This is a genomic window from Streptomyces sp. NBC_01334 (genome assembly GCF_035983595.1).
In the GTDB taxonomy this organism is placed as follows: domain Bacteria; phylum Actinomycetota; class Actinomycetes; order Streptomycetales; family Streptomycetaceae; genus Streptomyces; species Streptomyces coriariae.
Window position 1 is genome coordinate 10,001,820 of sequence record NZ_CP130718.1, and the last position, 17,288, is coordinate 10,019,107.

The window sequence follows — 17,288 nt, forward strand, 5'->3', positions numbered from 1 at the left end:
GCGTGATCGGCACCGCATCACACCGGCCCCCGGAGCCGGTGTGATGGAGGCCATAATTCCTGTCGGCCGATCTTGGAATGCGTGGGCATGTGCCACCGCTGCACTGCTTGTGGGCCTTCCCTGCCCTGGGGGGCGCACCGGGCAACGGTGGCCGGCGCGAATGGCCACAGGAGCAGGACACCTCGTGGTGCCGCCTGCTCCGCCACGATCCGGACCGCCGCCCGCGAAAGGTACTTCCGCTCCATGCCACTGGCCCTGCTGGCCCTTGCCCTCGTCGCGTTCGGTATCGGTACGACCGAGTTCGCCACGATGGGGCTGCTGCCCCAGATCGCCGACGGGGTCGGCGTGTCCGTTCCGCACGCCGGCAACATCGTCTCCGCCTACGCGCTCGGCGTCGTCGTCGGCGCCCCTCTCCTGACGGGCATCGGCGCGCGCATCGCCCACAAACGGCTTCTGCTCCTGCTGTCCGCCCTGTTCGTGATCGGCAACGTCGCGTCCGCCCTCGCACCCGGCTTCGGCCTGCTGTTCGCCGCGCGTTTCCTGGCGGGCCTGCCCCACGGAGCACTGTTCGGCGTGGGCGCCGTCGTGGCCTCCCGGCTGGTCGCCCCCGAACGCGCCGGGCGGGCCGTGTCGAGGATGTTCCTCGGACTCACCATCGCCAACATCATCGGTGTCCCGGCCGGCACCGCTCTCGGACAGCAACTGGGCTGGCGCTACGCCTACTGCGCCGTCGCCGTCATCGGCCTCGTCGCGCTGGCCGCGCTGGCCGCCTTCGTCCCCCACCAGCCCCGCAGCAACCAGGCCGGCATCCGGCACGAACTGCGCGCCATGGGCAACAGGCAGGTCGCCCTCGGCCTGGCCACCGCCGTCGTGGGATTCGGCGGCTTCTTCGCCGTCTACAGCTACCTGGTGCCGATCCTGACCCACCTGACGGGCCTCTCCGACTCCTCGACCACCTGGGTCCTCGCGCTCTACGGCGCCGGTATGACGCTGGGCACGCTCATCGCGGGCCCGCTGACCGACCGCGCCCTGCGCCCGACGCTGTACGGAGGGCTGGCTCTGCTGGGTGCGTCGCTCGTGACGTTCTACTTCACGGTCCACAGCACCGTTCCCGCTCTGGTGACACTCGCCTTCATGGGCGCGATGGGCGCGCTGGTCACCACCCCCGTGCAGATGCTGCTCATGGCCAAGGCGAAGAACGCCCCGACGATGGCGGCGGCCTCCAACCACTCCGCCTTCAACCTGGCCAACGCCGGCGGCGCCTGGCTCGGCGGCCTGGCCATCTCGGCCGGCTGGGGCTGGGCCTCGCCCGCTCTGGTCGGTGCGACCCTGGCCGCCGCCGGCCTCGCCCTCGCGCTCCTCGCCGGTCTCACCGACCGCGGGACCGGGCCCTCCGAACTGATCACGTCATCGGCAGCGGAGACCCCGAACGAGGCCCGGCAGATCCCGACGGCCTGACAACGCGTGCCCGGTGGCGCGGTACCGGGCCACGAGGCCGCAACGAGTCGTGGCCCACGGGGCCGTGAGGCAGGAGGCCCGGCCCCGGTCGCCCGTCACTGGGCCGAGCCGGTGGCCGGGGGCACCTCCGGAACGAAGAACAGCAAGCACATTCCCCTGGAGGGTGGTGCGCGGGAGGCTCCGGAAGCCGTCGCGGTACAGCTCACGGGTGGCCCGGCCGGGCTGTGGCCCGCTGAGGGCGGCCCGGCGGAAGCCGGCAGGCAGCTGTGCCGCAGTGCCTGCGGCACCGGAGCATCGCGCCGGCCGGGAATGAGGCGGCCTGAGGGGTTGTTGCACAGCATGAACCTGACATGCTCCGGTCAATCCGGGGGTGTGGGTGAAAGGAGGACCTCATGGCACGCCACAGCACGCGTCCCGTCGTCACGCTGAAGTCGACGGCCGGGACCGGCGTCACCTACGTGACGCGCAGGAACCGCAGCAACGACCCCGACCGGCTCGTCCTGCGCAAGTACGACCCGCTCGCCGGGAAGCACGTCGCCTTCCGCGAGGAACGCTGAACCACGCTTGCGCCCCGGGCAGGCAGCCACAAGGCAGACAGTCATAAGGAAGGAAACCCCATGAGGCCCCGCATCCATCCCGAATCCCGGCAGGTCGTCTTCCGTGACCGCGCCGCGGACGCCCTCTTCCTCACCCGCTCCACCGCGGCCTCGGCCCGCGGGGGCGGTGCCCAGGGCGACCACCGTGGCCAGAGCCGCGCCGGTCCGCGCCACCGAGGCCAGAAAGGCCGCTTGGTAGATGCCCGTCGAGAAGGCGCAGATCAGCAGCGGACCCATGGCCTTGCGCGCGGTCGGTGCCCGAAATTTCCGCGGACGAATGGTGAACGCCCCGAGGACCAGGCCGCCCGCGAGCAGCCGCCACCCGCCCAGGGCCGCCGGCGTCATGGGACTGGCCGCCAGCACCTGGGCGGGGCCGACAGTGCCCCGCAGCACCGCCGCCGACAGCACCGGAATCGCGCCGGCCGCCGGACTGTTCTTTCGTATGCCCATGACCAGCGAGAGCAGGAAGAAGTGCGCCCATACTTCCTGCTTTCCACATCTAATTCAGCATAGGGTCGATTTTATGGAACTTGATGCAATGGATCGGGTCCTGCTCCGAGAGCTGCAGAACGATGCACGGCAGACCAACCGCGACCTCGCCGGCAAGGCCGGGGTCTCGCCCTCCACGTCGCTGGAGCGGGTGAGACTGCTGCGCGAGCGCGGTGTGATCACCGGCTACCACGCTGCCCTGGACCTCGATACGGCCGGCGTCCCGTCCAGGCGCTCATCTCCGTGCGCATCCGGCCTCCGGCCCGCCCCGTCATCGCGGGGTTCCGGGAATGGGCGGCGCGGCTGCCCGAGGTGATCGGCCTGTTCGTCACCTCGGGTACTCACGACTTCCTCATCCACGTAGCCGTCCCCGATGCGGACGGCGTGTACGCCTTCGTCATCGACCGCCTCACCGAACGCCGTGAAGTCGTCGACGTGCAGACGACTATGGTCTACAAACACGTCCAGCCCCGCTGCATCGAGCCGGCCGGCCCGGACCGGCCCCGCTCGGCACGCAAAGTCCGCTGACCGGCCCCCTCGATGCTCCCCCTCGTGCGTGGTTCACCCACCGGTCGAGCCGGGCACCGACGGGGGGGGGAGAGCCGACAGGGGTCCTGTTGGGATGCGAGGCCGTTCCCCCCGTTGGATGGTGGAGTCATGAACCAGCACCACCAGTCCCATCGGACGATCGAGATCGACACCCGGCTCGTCACGACCGGTGCCGTGCTCACCGCGGCCGGTGCCGCAGTGGCATGCGTCGGCATGGCCATCGGAGCCTTCGCCGTGGTCACGGCAGGTCGGCGCATGATCCGCGACATGGACGTGCCCCCGACCCAGCAGGCGGCCGCGAAGTGGCAGCAGGCCAAGGAGGCGTCCCGAGCGGGCATGCGGGCGTGGCAGTCCGCGTCCGACGTTCAGAACGGATCGCTCGCCCGCTAGACGAGGCGAAGCCGCTCCGCCGGCACCGGGCCCAGGACCCGGCGCCGGCGGAGGGATGCCCGCTGTCCGGGACCATGCGGGTTTCCCACACCCGGATCCGGGCGTGGCCTGAGGCAGGTGTGCATCGGTGAGGGGCTTCAGGGCGCCGCAGGCGCCGAGCCGGTACAGCGGCAGCGGCGCCCACGCCCACTGTGTCGGCCTGACGGGTTGCACACCCGGCGTCGGAGACGAACTGCTCTGCGCAGCCCAGCAGTCCAGCAGCCCAGCAGCCCAGCAGCCCAGCAGCCCAGCAGCCCAGCAGGCCGACGGGGCCGTACCGACGTGAGCGCGGACGATGTCGCCACCGGCCGCCCAGCCCGCTACTGCGGAGCGACCTGCCGCCAACGAGCACATCGCCGCCGCCTCGGACCGGCAACGCCTTCCTAGGCCGGCCACCCGCAGAGCCTCTGAGAACTCCCCGGCGGTACGGACAATTTCTCAGCCTTAGATGCTCACTCATCTGCTGGCGGAAACTGCGCTCACTCCGGTGACAGGTGGTCGTCCCAAGCACTGAGTACGAAGCCGAGCAGGTGCCGATGAGTTTCGATCCAGTCGGTCGGCAGGTCGATGGGCACTCGCACGGTCGCCATTGAGGTGAGATCGTCGTCAACTACAACCTCGGGGCAGTCACGTTGCCCGTTCAGATGGATGAAGACGGAGGGGCCACGCTGGACATGCAACCAGGCGATGTCCTCGCCAGCCTCAGGACGATCCAGAGCCTCTCCCACCACGAGACCAGGCGCGACCGCGGCAATGTGAGATCCACCCGACCGCTCACGGACGGTGTGTCGACGACGATCTCCGCGGCAAGCCCTCCAGCCACACCCGGCAGAGGACCGAGCAACCGTGATGCGAACACAGTTGCCCTCGTCATCACACAGCAGAGCCAGATCCAACTGCTCAGACATCACCAGGTCGCCTCCAGGAAGATGAAGCGATCTTGACGTACGTCCGCTCAGCCGGCCAGTGGTGTGGGACTCCGTCGAGGCATCTCGTTAGGAGTTTCAGTTCCAAGCACGCCCCGATGTCTGGGCTAGACGCTCATGCCATAGCCCAGTTCCTCGGCTCCGATGTGCCAGAAGGAGTTCTCATCGGCCACGGCAGCGGCATCAACCGCCCGGAACCGCCTGAGCAACCCTTCCGTGAGTGCGTCGGCAGCCCGCTCGGCCGCATCCACTATCTCGTCGTCAGAGAGATCATCGCTTGGCCCCTCGTATGCATCGGCCTCAACAGCGGCATCCTCAAACGCGCGATTGAAGGCGACGAACGCCTCAACGCTGGAGTTCACGAGGCGCGGAGCTCTGCCCTCAGGCAAGTCCCACAGTGAGCCGTCGTCCCGCCGTACGCCGAGCGCGCTCAGCCCCGGATCGACCGCCACCAGGGCGTACCGCGCACCGTCCACCGTGCGCTCCGTAAAAGGAAGCGCCTGCCATTCCCCGTCGTAGGGGCAGCGAGCACACCCCGCCAAGAGGGAGGCGAGTTCAGCGTCGTTCATGCCGAGAACCTAGCCCGTACCGCCGGCACCTCACCAAGCCGGTGCGCCTATGCCGTCACCACACCCAATGCAGCGCCGTCGCGCGTCTTGCCACGCGGCCAGCGCCTGCCTATGGAGTCACTGGCCTCAGCCTTCCGTACCCGGCGGACCAGTTCATCCGGTCCGCCACGAGCTGAGAAGGGTCAACATCCCTTCCCGAGTGATCAGGCCGAACGAATCGACAAGTCGGGTCGCGCCGTCGCTGAGCAGGGTCATGGACTTCAGCGAGTCCAGCGGCGTCATCCCAGTAAGCGCATGTTCGGCCGCTTGCGGATCGGGCCCGGCGATCCAGAATCCGCCCGTCCGGTTGCGGAGTCCCGTCAGGGCATCGCGGTACCGGCCAGGGCGACAGCGTGTTCGGGCGAGCAGTCGGACCCACGTCGTCAGCTGTTGGCAGTACCGAGTGGGTGTGAAGGCGGCCGCGCGGCCACTCGGCGGGGGAGGGGTTGGGGCGACAGTCTGCAACGCCCAGCACACGAACTGCGGCAGCGGAGGATGACGCCGACCACGCCGCCAGCGGCCCATGCGGCCCTTCGTACGCGCCACCGGTGACAGCGCGCGGAACGAGAGGAGTCGCGCTCGACCAGTCAACCGGGGCTCACCTGGTTGCTGTGTCTGCTGAGGGGTACTTGCGCGGCCGGACACGGCTGCGCGGCGTTGGGCGGATGTTCCTCATGCTCTCGTTATGCCGCCGTCTGCGGCGGTCATGGCTCGTGACGAGGTAGGCAGTCCCCGAGCACGGAGGAACGATGTCGAAGCCCAACCCGATCAAAGCCGCAGCTGAGAAGCTGACCCAAGCGCTGGGCGAGGAGGGCCCCGCCGAAGGCGTGCCCGGTGCACCGTCGCCGGAGCCGGTGCCGGTCGAAGAGCCTGTCGAGCCGCGTGGGCCGCTCCCGCCCAAGGCGGATCAAGGCACCCCCGAGACCGTCAGTCCCACCGGGCAGCCCACCGGCGCGGAACCCACCCGTAAAGCGCAGAGCGGTCCCTACCTGACCACCGCCCAGGGCACCCGGCTCTACGACACCGATCATTCACTCAAGGCGGGTGCCCGCGGGCCGGTTCTTCTGCAGGACCACCACTTGCGCGAGAAGATCATGCACTTCGACCACGAGCGCATCCCCGAGCGCGTGGTCCACGCCCGCGGCGCCGGCGCTCACGGCATCTTCCAGGCTTACGGCACCGCCGAGAACGTCACGCGCGCCGCATTCTTGCGCAAAGACACCGAGACGCCCGTCTTCGTGCGCTTCTCCACCGTGCTGGGATCCCGCGGTTCCGCCGACACGGTCCGTGATACCCGCGGGTTCGCCACCAAGTTCTACACCGAGGAGGGTGTCTTCGACCTTGTCGGCAACAACATCCCGGTCTTCTTCATTCAGGACGCCATCAAGTTCCCCGACGTCATCCACGCCGGCAAGCCGCACCCGGACCGGGAGATCCCGCAGGCCCAGAGCGCCCACGACACCTTCTGGGACTTCGTCTCCTTGCACACCGAGGCCCAGCACCACACCTTGTGGAATATGTCCGACCGGGGGATCCCCCGCTCGTTTCGGACCATGGAGGGCTTCGGTGTCCACACCTTCCGCCTCGTCGACGCGCAGGGTGGCACGACGCTGGTGAAGTTCCACTGGAAACCCAAGCTGGGAGTGCACTCCCTGGTGTGGGAGGAAGCCCAGATCACCAGCGGCGTGGACCCCGACTTCCATCGCCGCGACCTCGCCGACGCGATCGAAACCGGTGCCTACCCGCAGTGGGAGCTGGGCATCCAGGTGTTCCCGGATATCCCGGAACAGACCTTCGAAGGCATCGACCTGCTCGACTCGACGAAGATCGTCCCCGAGGAACTGGCCCCGGTCCAGCCGATCGGCCTGCTGACCCTCGACCGCAACCCGAGCAACTTCTTCGCCGAGACGGAGCAGATCGCCTTCCACGTCGGCCACCTCGTGCCCGGCATCGACGTCACCGACGACCCGCTGCTGGCTGGCAGGCTCTTTTCCTACCTGGACACCCAGATCACACGCTTGGCCGGCCCCAACTTCAACCAGATCCCGATCAACAGGCCGCATTCGCCCGTCAACGACATGCTGCGCGACGGCTTTCACCAGCAGGCCGTCCACACCGGGGTCGCACCCTATAAGCCGAACTCGCTGGACGGCGGCTGCCCCTTCTTCGCCGGAGCAGACAGCGGTGCCTTCATCGAGACACCGGTCGAAGTGCCCGCCGGCCGCAAGGTCCGCGACGCCCCGGCCAGCTTCGCCGACCACTTCAGTCAGCCCCGGCTGTTCTGGCTGAGCATGTCTGCGGTGGAACGCGAGCACATCATCGCCGCCTACACCTTCGAGCTCGGCAAGTGCTGGAGCAACGCCATCAAGGAACGGCAGCTGCGCGCGCTGGCCCATATCGACGCCGAGCTGTGTGCTCGGGTTGCCGAAGGTCTCGGACTGCCCGCCCCGGAAGCCACTCAGGCACTCGCCGATGCGCAGCCGAGCCCCGCCCTGTCCCAGGTCGGCCAGGAGTGGCCTGCCGACGGCCGGATCATCGGCATCGTCACCGACGGCTTGGCCGACGCCGACGGCGTACGGGCCCTGCGCCAGGCCGTGCAGCACGCGGGCATGGTCCCGCTGGTCATTGCCCCGGCCGGAGGGAAGCTCGGCACAGACGGCGACGCGATCACCGTCCAGCGGACCTTTGCCACCGCCCGCTCGGTCGAGTTCGACGCCGTCATCATCGCCGGAACACCCGCCCCGGGCGGCGACTCCTACGGCTCCCGGGACGCCAAGGCCGGCGCACCCGGACCAGACCAGGCGAGGCTCGATGCCCGCCTGCTGCTCCTGGTCGCCGAGGCATTCCGGCACGCCAAGGTCATCGGTGGCTGGGCCGGCGCGCAAGCCGTCCTTCAGGCGGCCGCAGTACCGTCCGATGCCCCTGGAGTCGTGCTTGCCGACAGCGGTGAGGCGGTCTTGACCGCGATGACTCCGCTGCTGGCCCGCCACCGGGTCTGGGACCGTTTCCCCACCGCCGTCTGACCCCCATCCAGTACGGTTCGGGCCCGCCGTCGCCTGGACGGCAGGCCCGAGCCCTCCGAGGCTTGAAGGCTTCAGGCAAGTGCTTCGTTGCGGGGTCGCGAACGCAGGTTGCGCGCCGCAGCCGACGCGCACGACGTACCTACGCTGGAGTGAGCCACCCCCTACCCTTGGTCGCCGCCTGAGGCGACCCGATCGGCTGCGCCCGGGGACCACGGGTGCGGTGTTTCGTACTGGCACTGAGGGGCAGACGGGAGTTCGTGCTTCGGACTGGAGGCGCACGTCCGGCGGGATCCGGGCTGTCGGCTTCCTCCGGTCGCTGGACGCTCTTCCCGCTGTGGCATCCCTGACCAGACCCTTCGCGTCCCGGCCGGACATCACTGCCGGCTGAGCCCGAAGGACCACAGCTCAGGAGCGATCCCGCATGCTGACCAACACGTCGACAGGCCATCCCGGCGCGCCTGAGCCCACCTCTGCCCCGCGGTCGCGGCGCACGCACGACGACAGCCCCGACACCGCCTGCCTGTTCACCCGCCTGTCTCAACTGGGGGAGGGCCCTGGGCGGGAGGCCGTCCGCAACGAGCTGGTCGCGTCCTGGCTGCCGATGGCGCACAGGATCGCCGGCCGTTTCCGGGACCGCGGAGAGTCCATCGAAGACCTGCGCCAAGTGGCCGCACTGGGTTTGGTCAAGGCCGTCGACCGGTTCGACCAGGCCGTCGGGGCCTTCGAGAGCTACGCGGTACCGACCATCACGGGCGAGGTGAAACGGCATTTCCGCGACCTGACGTGGGCCGTCCGCGTGCCACGCCGGGTACAGGAGCTGCGCAACCAGGTCCGGTTGGCCCGCCGCGAACTCATGCAGCACCCCGGCAGCCCCGAACCCACTCTCGCCGCTCTTGCCTCCCACACCGGTCTCACCGAGAAGGAGGTCAAAGCGGGCATGGAGGCGCTGGAGAGCTTCAGCGCCCTCTCCCTGGACGCTGAGCTCACTGCAGACGGCGGCGGAGCCAGCCTCGCGGACACCCTCAGCGTCGCGGAAACCTCCTATGACAGGGTGGTGGACCGCGAGTCGGTGAAAAGGGGATTGCGCCGACTGCCGGAACGGGAGCGGGCCATCCTCTACATGCGCTTCTTCCAGGACATGACGCAGAGCAGCATCGCCGACCGGCTCGGCCTCTCTCAGATGCACGTCTCCCGGCTCATCAGCACCAGCTGCGCCAGTGTCCGCAACGATGCCCTGGCCGACTCCGGCCCCCGCATGACCCCGGCTGCCGCCCGGTCTAAGGAGACCGTCCGATGCTGACGCCTCTGCCCGTGACACTGCGCCGCCTCGTCAAGGACTACGAAGACCGCGCCGCCCATCAGAGCGTCGCCGCAGCCGCCACGTCGAGTGCCAGGCTGCGAGACCTCCCTTACACCCTGTGCGTGCCTACCGGGACGCGAAGTCTACGAGGCATTGCAGGTCGCCCGCACCTGCCTCGACAGCGCCACTGCCCGGCCCGTGCCCGTCGAGTGCTTTCCCGGATCTCCCGGTCCGCCGATGCCCCGGCCCGGCTGTCCGGCTCCGAGCCGCAGACTCCCTCGCGCCGGCGCCGATCCGTCGTGACCAGTGATGCAGCCGCCGCGCACCGGAGCGCCGCAGCGGACCTCCAGTACCCCCGAAGCGAACCGTGGCCAGCCACTGGGGAGCCTCGCGCCTGCCACGAACCCAGCGCGGCCTGGCGTAGGCGCCTGCACACCCGGACGAGAGGTTTGTGATGAGCGAGCGCCCCACCGACAAGCACCCCCAGCCCGACTTCCCGCAGCAGGACCAGGAGTATCCCGGCTGGACCGGCCCGATGGACCCTCCTCCCGACCACGGCGAGGAGACATACGAAGGCAGCGGCCTGCTCGACGGGCGCATCGCCGTCGTCACCGGCGGAGACTCGGGCATCGGCCGCGCCGTGTGCTTGGCCTTCGCCCGCGAAGGCGCTGACGTCCTGTTCACCCACCTTCCGCAGGAGGACAAGGACGCGCGCGAGACCACGCGGCTCGTCGAAGAGGCAGGCAGCAAGGCGATCGCGGTGCCGTGCGACATCCGTGAGGAAGCACAGTGTGACCGGCTGATCGAGCACGCCGTCGCCGAATTTGGACGCATCGACATCCTCGTCAACAACGCCGCCTACCAGATGTCACAGCCCGACGGCATCCAGGCCATCACCACGGAACAGTTCGACCGGGTCATCCGCACCAACCTCTACGGCATGTTCTGGCTGTGCAAGAAGGCCCTGCCCCACATCCCAGCAGGTGGATCGATCATCAACACCACCTCCGTGCAGGCGTACAAGCCCAGTCCTCATCTCCTCGACTACGCCACCACCAAGGGCGCGATCGTCACCTTCACCCAGGGGCTGGCCCAGATGGTGGCGTCCGACGGCATCCGAGTCAACGCCGTGGCTCCCGGCCCTGTGTGGACCCCGTTGATCCCTGCGACGATGCCGGACACCAAGGAGTTCGGTAAGCAAGCACCTCTGGGACGGCCGGCACAACCCGCGGAGATGGCACCTGCCTACGTGTTCCTCGCGTCCGACCGCGCCAGCTTCATCACGGCTGAGATTCTGAATGCCACCGGCGGAACGCCGCTGCCCTGACAGCTGGGTCTGCCGCCACCGGCTGCGGAACCCAGATCAGCCAGGCGGCATGATTGTGATCGCGGAAGGACGGCCGACGCCCTTCCGGGCGCTGAAACCGGGCCCAGCGGACCATGCTCGCGACCAGAGTCGGCGAGCAAGCTTTGCGGGCGGTTGATCGTCCGCTTGACGACTGCGGCGCGCCCTCGCGATCCGCCACGACAAGACCGTCGAGACCTACCGAACAGCCGTCATCCTTCGCTTCTGACGTGGGCGCGAGATCTGACGACAACTCCCGGACGCCAACCGCGCCAAGTACCGCAACGCTGAACCACGGCATGCGAGTTCGAGGTCACGACGCTGCGGCGGTCTCGGCCAGCTTCTGGAATTCGCCGAGGTCGTAGTTGGCCAGTGTCGAGTCCAGATTGGTCAGCGCGCCGACATGCTCGATGAACCCCTCGGGGTCGTACTCGATCTGCAGCGCCACGCGGCTCGTCGTGTCAGTGAGCCGATGGAACGTGACCACGCCCGCGTGGTGAACACCTTCCACGGTGTGCCAGGCGATCCGTTCCTGCGGGATCAGCTCGGTCAGCTCGGCGACGAAGTTCTTGTCGGCGCCGGGCAGTTGCAGCTGCCATGCGAAGCGGCGGTCGTCCAACCTCTCCACCAGGCGTACGTGGCTCAGAAAGGACGGCCACCGGGCCACATCGCTCCACAGTTCCCAGGCGACAGCGACGGGGGCCTCGATATCGACCGTTTCCACGAGGGACGCGGACATGCGGTACCTCTCCTTCGGTTGGTTGGGCGCCTGCCCGACGGTTGCGATGCGGAGCGGATACCCGCGCCGGGGCGGCGCACACGACGCGGATCCGACAGGGCGGCAACAGACGAGAGCAGGCTCGGCATGCCACGCCCATGGCGGACGCCATCAGTCCTGTGCCGGCGCGACCCTCAGCGCTGGCGAGGTGTCCCGCAGGCCTGCGCAATTCTTCGGACCCGGGTGGCTCGAACGACGGTTACCTCGGCACCGGGGGGTACTCGATTCACGTAATGCACACATAAGAGTCAAATCGGAGGTATCGGCATGACGACGCAGCCCCGGTCGGACATGGCAACGCATCCCGACATCCTCGCGATGCGGAATCGACACGAGATGGCCGAGCGTGTCGCGACCACTCCGAGGGCACAGGCCGTCGAGGCCATGGCCCTGATCACAGGCCTCTACCTGGCGGCCTCACCGTGGATCGCGGGTTTCAACGAGTTCTCCACCCTGGCGGTCAACAATCTGATCGTCGGCATCGCATACGCCGTGATCATGAGCGGTGGCTTCGGCCGGGCATACGAGCGGTCGCACAGCATGGCGTGGGCCGCTTGCGCGCTCAGCGTGTGGACGATCTTCGCGCCCTGGGTGGTAGCAGGCGACGTCAGCACCACCAGGACCATCGTCAACAACATCATCGTCGGCGTGATCGCGCTCATGATGGCCCTCATGGCCGCCGCGGCCGCCCGCCCCGTGGACCAGTCCTCCGGCGACCGCTCGTCCCCGCACAGGTGATCGCCCCACCTCACCGTGGCACTCAGTGCTCGGATCCCCGACCAGCGGGACTGTGGCGCATCGGCGGGACACCGCCTTCTTCAAGGCACCTCGGTCGCCGGGCGTAAAGGGGGCGTGCCGACTGCGTTCGGCCGACCCCCTGTACGCCGGAGCCTGTCGATCTCTATGTCGTCAGCTTCCCTTTGACGGTGTCCTGACGGGCTGGAAGGCGTCTGTCGTGAGCTTCTGCGTCACCCGGAAGGGGGCGGCGCCATGCAGCGGCATCCACGCCATGAGGATGCCCCGGGACCAGCCCGGGGAGGGCGCTCAGGTGTTCAGGGCCTGTTCGAAGGTGGCGGCAGGGAATGAGGGCGTCGACAGGCGACAGCTCCAGCAGACGCGACGTACCATGCGGCGCTCGACGGAGAGCCGGTCTGACCCGGTCTGCATGCTTGATGTCGGTCACCGTTTCCTCAGCTGAGCTTGGCTTGCCCCGAATCGGGGCGCGCGTGGACGATTCTGCCCTCACCCCAGTGCGCAAAGCCATGGGGTGAGGACGGCTGACGGACGAGGCAATCCAGCCATCGACGCCCTACACGCCCCCATTTATGTACCCGGCCCGCCGACGGCGGGTGGGCAGCACCATTTGTGTGCCCAGGTACTTGATGTCACCTCGGGACAGCAGCGGGGACGGGGCGCTGGCAGACGGGCCGAGGATGGGCTGGGGCTAACGCTCCGGGAAGCCCCCCGGGGCTCGCAGGAGGAGGGTGGTTGATCCACGCCGAGACACAGGCCTGTTTGCCCTGGCTCTTCGCCTGTGCGTGGCCAGGACTCAGGTAGTCCGGTGCAACGAGTCGGCCCATCGCCGTATCGGTCCGGCCCTGCTCCGGGCCGCTCCTGGTCAAAGCGCTGACAGCAGGGTGGCCATCGTGGTGAGAACTGCGCGGACAGCCAGTGCCAGCGGCGCCGCAACTGGCGGTAGCGGTGCTCGTACTCGGTACGCAGGGACAGGCTTCGCGCCGCGATGCGCTCGAGGTCACGTCGGGCGCGTCGAAGACTGTCGGCAACGTAATGGCTTTCGATCTCCGCGCGCTGTGACGTCGTCAGCCACTCCACATGCGCGGACGCCGTGGGCCTCGGCCTCGGTGATCGCGATGTCGGGATGGTGCAGGTCGAACGCCGGGGACTCGCTGCGGATCCGCGGCAGGGTGAGGAAGTTGTGCCGTGGCGGCGGACAGGAGGTCACCCATTCGAGGGAGCGGCCGTAGCCCCACGGGTCGTCGACGCCGACCGGCTTGCCGTACCGGCTCGTCTTCCACACGTTGTACATGAACGGCAGCATCGACAGGCCGAGGACGAAGGAGCTGATCGTCGAGATCGTGTTCAGGGTGGTGAAACCGTCGACGGCCAGGTAGCCGGCGTAGCGGCGCGGCATGCCCTCGGCGCCCAGCCAGTGCTGGACGAGGAAGGTGCCGTGGAAGCCGACGAACAGCGTCCCGCTGGCCCAACGGCTTGCCGCATGGTCAGGGCATGGACCGGATGACCTTCTCCGCTACCTGTGCAGCGATCTGCTGGCCCACACGGGCCAAAACCTCGGCGACGCCGCCGCCCTCGTCGCCATCGCACGCGCAGGCCCTACCCCCGCCGTACCGCACACACCCTCGCTTTCGTGACGGTGCTGCGCAGCTCCAAGGCAAGCTGCTCGGCGGCGCTCACGCTGGGATGGGTTCCCAGTACCGCGTCCCGGCCCGACCCAACGCATGGCAGAGAACCTCGACGTCTTCGACCGCATGCGCGCATCCGCGCGGCGACAGTGCCTCTGCGAGTCGTCTGTCGCGGGCCAGCCTCCGAAGTCCGACCTCGAGTACGGCTACAGAAAGGCGAATCCCAGGGCGGTCCCCGCGCCGAGCCCGACGACGATGTGGCCGGCCATCACCGCTGCGGCGACCTGTTCGTCTTGTGTGCGCGGGTAGGTCATCCAGTGACCTGGCGATGTGCGGGGAAGGGCCGCGTCGACCTCCCCAGGCGTTGGCGGCCCTTCCCACAACAGGCGCCCGACTACCCCGACGATCGCTGTTCATGCGTGGTACGCCTGCACAGCTGCTGCCAGGTGATCCTGTAATTCTTCGGACATCGGTGCTGCGGCCGCGGATGCTGTGACGCCATCGGCCACCTCCCGCCGTCTCACGTGGACGGCGGTGAGACGGCTACGAGGATTCCCAGGCCTGCTCCGGCCGGCGGCTGAAGCCCCGCGTCGGCACACGGCGGGCCATGACGATCACTCCCGCGGTTCCCCGCAAATCCGATGGCGCGACGCATCTCGGCGTCAGGAATCACCGGACGACGCCTGACCGGCGATTACAGGACAGCCCTCAACGACCGTTTCCCAACTCCCTTTCAGGCAAGGCTGTGCGGCTTCCTGAGCCGCAGTCTCACAGTCCCGTTCCGCGGTGGCACGTCACTGCGCGCATCATGCCGCCTGGGTGAGTTCGGCGCGGCCGAACAGCAGGGCATAGCCGCAGGGGAGCTGGGCGAGGACACGGCTGAGGAGCTCTTCGCCGACGAGCTGAGCCACGACGCGCAGGACGGTGCCGGTGTCCCAGCGGGTGGTGGCCATCGTGCCGCCGGTGCGGGATGCCAGGTCCTTGACGAAACCCCAGCCGGTGAGGGGCTCGGTTGCGGGGATCTCGGAGGTGAAGCTGACGGCTGCCTCGTGTGGCAGCCGGGCCGCGATCTCCACCCGCTCGTCGCCCGTGAGCTGGCGCCCGAGGGCGGACAGCACGGCGTGGACGGACTTCTCGGCCTGTGCGCGGGTGGGGTACGCGCCTTCGTACCGCACTCTTTCCAGCATCTGCTCGAACGTCATGCTCTCGGTGGACCGGCATGGCTTCAGCTGGGAAATCATCGGTGACGCGGTCGCCTTTCTCGTCTGAGGTGATCCTGAGGCGGCGGCCGGGGAGCTCGCCCGCCGGCCGCCGACGTCGGGCGGTCAGGTGAAGGGGTGCCGTTGCCTGGGGTCATACGGGCCGGGAGCAGCCGAACAGCAGGTCGTAGCCCACCGGGAGTTGGAGCAGTACCCGGCGAGTGAGCTCTTCGCCCGCCGCGTCCGAGACCACGCTGAGCACCGCGCTCACGTCCCAGGCCGCGGTCCGTTCGGTGGCTCCCTCGATCCATGCCGCGGTGGCCCGCACGAACCGCTCGGGGGAGAGCGGCTCGTGCGCCTGGAGCGGATTGAGCAGCAGGAGTGCCATTGCCTCCGGTAGCCGCGCCGCCAGTTCCGCCCGTACCTCGCCCACCAAGTGGGCGCCCAGGAGCGCCAGCACCGTGCGGGCCGCCCGCTCGGCTTCCTCGGTGGTCTCGTACCTGCCGCGTTCCTTGACCTGGCCGAGGAACGCCTCCCATCGCATGGCCATCGCTGCTCCCTGGTGTGTAGGGCGTGCCAGTGCAGGAGCACGGGAGACGGCCGCTGCAGATGAGGCCGTCATCCCGTCAACACACCCGGCCGGCGGGGGACTCAGCCGCTGATCTCCCTGTGCGCGGAGCCGCCGCCGATGGCGATCCTGCGTGGCTTGGCGCGCTCCGCGATCGGGATGCGCAGGGTCAGCACCCCAGCGTCGTAGTCCGCCCTGATGTGCTCGGTGTCCAGGGTGTCGGCCAGGACGAGCTGGCGGGAGAAGACACCCAGAGGCCGCTCGGAGAGCTCCATCTGCACGCTGTCCGCCGGGGCGACGGGCCGCCGCTCGGCCTTGACGGTCAGCATGTTCCGCTCGACGTCGATATCGATCGCGTCCGGGGAGACGCCGGGCAGGTCGAGAGCGATCACGTACTCCTCGCCCTCGCGGTAGGCATCCATCGGCACAGCCGACGGCCGCGACCAGGTGCCGGTCGTGTGCAGGAGCTGCTGGGTGAGTCGGTCGAGCTCACGGAACGGGTCGGTGCGCATCAACATCGGGAAAACACCTCCAGTGTTCGGGTCAGCGCTGTGCTGCCAATGCGTTTCACCTGCCATCGTTGTAACATGTCATCCAATGGATGACAAGCAGAGTGTCATCGAAGTGATGACGAGCGTTGGAGGCTCCGTGACGCAAGACGATCAGCCCACCCCCCGCGCCCGCGACCTCACCCCCACGTCCTTCCTCGCCGCCGCAGCCCTGAATACGATGCGCGATGCCCTGCACACCGCTCAGACCTCACGGGACGCCGAGCAGTCCGCACCCGTCCAGACCAGCTCTGAGCAGGCACTCGCCGCTCTCCTGCTGCTCCGCGAAGTGCGCGATCAGCTCGCCGGATGGGAACCGGGCCTGATCGAAGAAGCCCGGGAAGCGGGCACCAGCTGGGCCGACCTCGCCCACCCCCTCGGCGTCTCCAGCCGCCAGGCCGCAGAACGCCGCTACCTGCGCGTACGCCCCGGAAACCCTGGCTCCACCGGAGAGCAGCGCGTACAGGCCACCCGCAACCGCCGCGCCGCCGACCGCACCGTCACGACCTGGGCCCGTGACAATGCCGCAGATCTGCGTCAGCTCGCCGGACAGATCACCGCGCTCACCGACCTCCCCGCCGCCGCCCGCACCCCTCTGGTCAAGCTCACCGCCGCCCTTGCCGACAATGACGCTGCCGCTCTCGTCAGCCCCCTCGTGGGAACCCATGCGTATCTGGCATCCGGCCACCCCGGTCTCGCGGCGCGCGTCGGCGACGTCGCCCGCCATACCGACCGGCTCCGCCGCAACAGCGGCGACCAGCGCCGCGAACCTCGGACGCCACCCGGGCCCTGAGCATGGCCGGGAGGCTGCAAGCCGTTCCTCCGGCGGCCGGCGCACTTGCGCGGCCCGCAGGGCGCCGGGCCCACGCGGCCGCAGGGCGCGCTCTGGTGCCCAGGCGGCGGAGAGCGTCCCTCACGCTTCAAAGCACCCCCGGCTCTGCACACCGAGCGGCCGTGCTGCGGCAGCCCGAGACCGCAACAAGGGATGCGCGCGAATGTGGCCGAGGGGCCTCCTGGCAAACAGGCGGGACCGCTGCCCGCAGTGGGGGCGGAGGGCCTCGGCAGCACAGCCGTGGCGGGCGTGAGCGTTC

Annotated in this window: 18 protein-coding genes and 4 pseudogenes; 12 read left to right on the forward strand and 10 right to left on the reverse strand. The window is 68.9% G+C overall.

All coding sequences use genetic code 11. The features are described 5' to 3' along the window. The first annotated feature begins 243 nt into the window (after positions 1-243). From OG736_RS44350 to OG736_RS44360, 3 genes and pseudogenes are all read left to right on the forward strand, one after another. A complete protein-coding gene (locus tag OG736_RS44350) occupies positions 244-1,458 on the forward strand; it encodes an MFS transporter (RefSeq protein ID WP_327180519.1) in 1,215 nt (404 codons plus the stop codon). A gap of 392 nt (positions 1,459-1,850) precedes the next feature. After that, complete coding sequence (gene rpmG / locus OG736_RS44355; protein WP_327180518.1) at positions 1,851-2,015, forward strand: 50S ribosomal protein L33; 165 nt, start codon at positions 1,851-1,853, stop codon at positions 2,013-2,015. A 60-nt stretch (positions 2,016-2,075) separates the two neighbouring features. After that, positions 2,076-2,168, forward strand: a pseudogene (locus OG736_RS44360) (type B 50S ribosomal protein L31); the annotation flags it as partial. Positions 2,169-2,201: 33 nt separating this feature from the next. On the opposite strand, the pseudogene OG736_RS47400 reads toward OG736_RS44360, so the two are convergent. Then, a pseudogene (locus tag OG736_RS47400) lies at positions 2,202-2,504 on the reverse strand (EamA family transporter); the annotation flags it as partial. An 88-nt stretch (positions 2,505-2,592) separates the two neighbouring features. Between OG736_RS47400 and OG736_RS44365 the strand changes: the two are divergent. The 3 genes from OG736_RS44365 (at position 2,593) to OG736_RS44375 (ending at position 3,482) form a co-directional block, all read left to right on the forward strand. Continuing rightward, positions 2,593-2,859, forward strand: coding sequence for an Lrp/AsnC family transcriptional regulator (locus OG736_RS44365; protein ID WP_327187877.1), 267 nt, complete (start codon positions 2,593-2,595; stop codon positions 2,857-2,859). Then, positions 2,787-3,071 (forward strand): Lrp/AsnC ligand binding domain-containing protein, encoded by a 285-nt coding sequence (locus OG736_RS44370; protein ID WP_327180516.1) that lies wholly within the window; start codon positions 2,787-2,789, stop codon positions 3,069-3,071. The genes OG736_RS44365 and OG736_RS44370 overlap by 73 nt, the downstream gene beginning before the upstream one ends. Before the next feature lie 129 nt (positions 3,072-3,200). Further along, positions 3,201-3,482, forward strand: coding sequence for a hypothetical protein (locus OG736_RS44375; RefSeq protein WP_327180515.1), 282 nt, complete (start codon positions 3,201-3,203; stop codon positions 3,480-3,482). Between the two features lie 518 nt (positions 3,483-4,000). Here the strand turns inward: OG736_RS44375 and OG736_RS44380 are convergent. From OG736_RS44380 to OG736_RS44390, 4 genes and pseudogenes are all read right to left on the reverse strand, one after another. Further along, positions 4,001-4,249 (reverse strand): DUF5959 family protein, encoded by a 249-nt coding sequence (locus OG736_RS44380; protein ID WP_327180514.1) that lies wholly within the window; start codon positions 4,247-4,249, stop codon positions 4,001-4,003. Next, on the reverse strand, positions 4,162-4,395 hold the full coding sequence (locus tag OG736_RS47405) for a DUF5959 family protein (RefSeq protein ID WP_442816984.1): 234 nt from the start codon (positions 4,393-4,395) through the stop codon (positions 4,162-4,164). Before OG736_RS47405 ends, OG736_RS44380 begins: the two co-directional genes overlap by 88 nt. A gap of 159 nt (positions 4,396-4,554) precedes the next feature. After that, complete coding sequence (locus tag OG736_RS44385) at positions 4,555-5,016, reverse strand: SUKH-4 family immunity protein (RefSeq protein ID WP_327180513.1); 462 nt, start codon at positions 5,014-5,016, stop codon at positions 4,555-4,557. Positions 5,017-5,063: 47 nt separating this feature from the next. Next, positions 5,064-5,420 (reverse strand): annotated as a pseudogene (locus tag OG736_RS44390) (integrase); the annotation flags it as partial. 384 nt (positions 5,421-5,804) lie between these two features. Here OG736_RS44390 and OG736_RS44395 point away from each other — a divergent pair. From OG736_RS44395 to OG736_RS44405, 4 genes are all read left to right on the forward strand, one after another. Next, positions 5,805-8,078, forward strand: coding sequence for a catalase (locus OG736_RS44395; RefSeq protein ID WP_327180512.1), 2,274 nt, complete (start codon positions 5,805-5,807; stop codon positions 8,076-8,078). Between the two features lie 421 nt (positions 8,079-8,499). Next, positions 8,500-9,378 (forward strand): SigB/SigF/SigG family RNA polymerase sigma factor, encoded by an 879-nt coding sequence (locus tag OG736_RS44400; protein ID WP_327180511.1) that lies wholly within the window; start codon positions 8,500-8,502, stop codon positions 9,376-9,378. Continuing rightward, entirely contained in the window at positions 9,372-9,833 is a 462-nt protein-coding gene (locus OG736_RS47410) for a DUF5133 domain-containing protein (RefSeq protein WP_442816983.1), read from the forward strand. The genes OG736_RS44400 and OG736_RS47410 overlap by 7 nt, the downstream gene beginning before the upstream one ends. Next, the gene (locus OG736_RS44405; protein WP_327180510.1) at positions 9,833-10,705 is read left to right on the forward strand and encodes an SDR family oxidoreductase; all 873 of its coding nucleotides are present in this window, start codon (positions 9,833-9,835) and stop codon (positions 10,703-10,705) included. The genes OG736_RS47410 and OG736_RS44405 overlap by 1 nt, the downstream gene beginning before the upstream one ends. A gap of 331 nt (positions 10,706-11,036) precedes the next feature. Here OG736_RS44405 and OG736_RS44410 read toward each other — a convergent pair whose 3' ends face one another. Beyond that, entirely contained in the window at positions 11,037-11,462 is a 426-nt protein-coding gene (locus OG736_RS44410) for an SRPBCC family protein (RefSeq protein WP_327180509.1), read from the reverse strand. A gap of 306 nt (positions 11,463-11,768) precedes the next feature. Between OG736_RS44410 and OG736_RS44415 the strand changes: the two genes are divergently transcribed. Beyond that, positions 11,769-12,239: an SPW repeat protein gene (locus tag OG736_RS44415; RefSeq protein WP_327180508.1), complete on the forward strand. Its 471-nt coding sequence runs from the start codon at positions 11,769-11,771 to the stop codon at positions 12,237-12,239. A gap of 1,015 nt (positions 12,240-13,254) precedes the next feature. Here the strand turns inward: OG736_RS44415 and OG736_RS44420 are convergent. From OG736_RS44420 to OG736_RS44435, 4 genes and pseudogenes are all read right to left on the reverse strand, one after another. Further along, positions 13,255-13,716, reverse strand: a pseudogene (locus tag OG736_RS44420) (hypothetical protein); the annotation flags it as partial. 972 nt (positions 13,717-14,688) lie between these two features. Beyond that, complete coding sequence (locus OG736_RS44425) at positions 14,689-15,084, reverse strand: DUF2267 domain-containing protein (protein ID WP_327180507.1); 396 nt, start codon at positions 15,082-15,084, stop codon at positions 14,689-14,691. Positions 15,085-15,235: 151 nt separating this feature from the next. Beyond that, positions 15,236-15,631 (reverse strand): DUF2267 domain-containing protein, encoded by a 396-nt coding sequence (locus OG736_RS44430; RefSeq protein ID WP_327180506.1) that lies wholly within the window; start codon positions 15,629-15,631, stop codon positions 15,236-15,238. A 101-nt stretch (positions 15,632-15,732) separates the two neighbouring features. Beyond that, a complete protein-coding gene (locus OG736_RS44435; RefSeq protein ID WP_327180505.1) occupies positions 15,733-16,167 on the reverse strand; it encodes an Hsp20/alpha crystallin family protein in 435 nt (144 codons plus the stop codon). Between the two features lie 109 nt (positions 16,168-16,276). Here OG736_RS44435 and OG736_RS44440 point away from each other — a divergent pair, with 109 nt between their 5' ends. Beyond that, complete coding sequence (locus OG736_RS44440; protein WP_442816982.1) at positions 16,277-16,990, forward strand: type III effector protein; 714 nt, start codon at positions 16,277-16,279, stop codon at positions 16,988-16,990. Positions 16,991-17,288 lie beyond the last annotated feature (298 nt).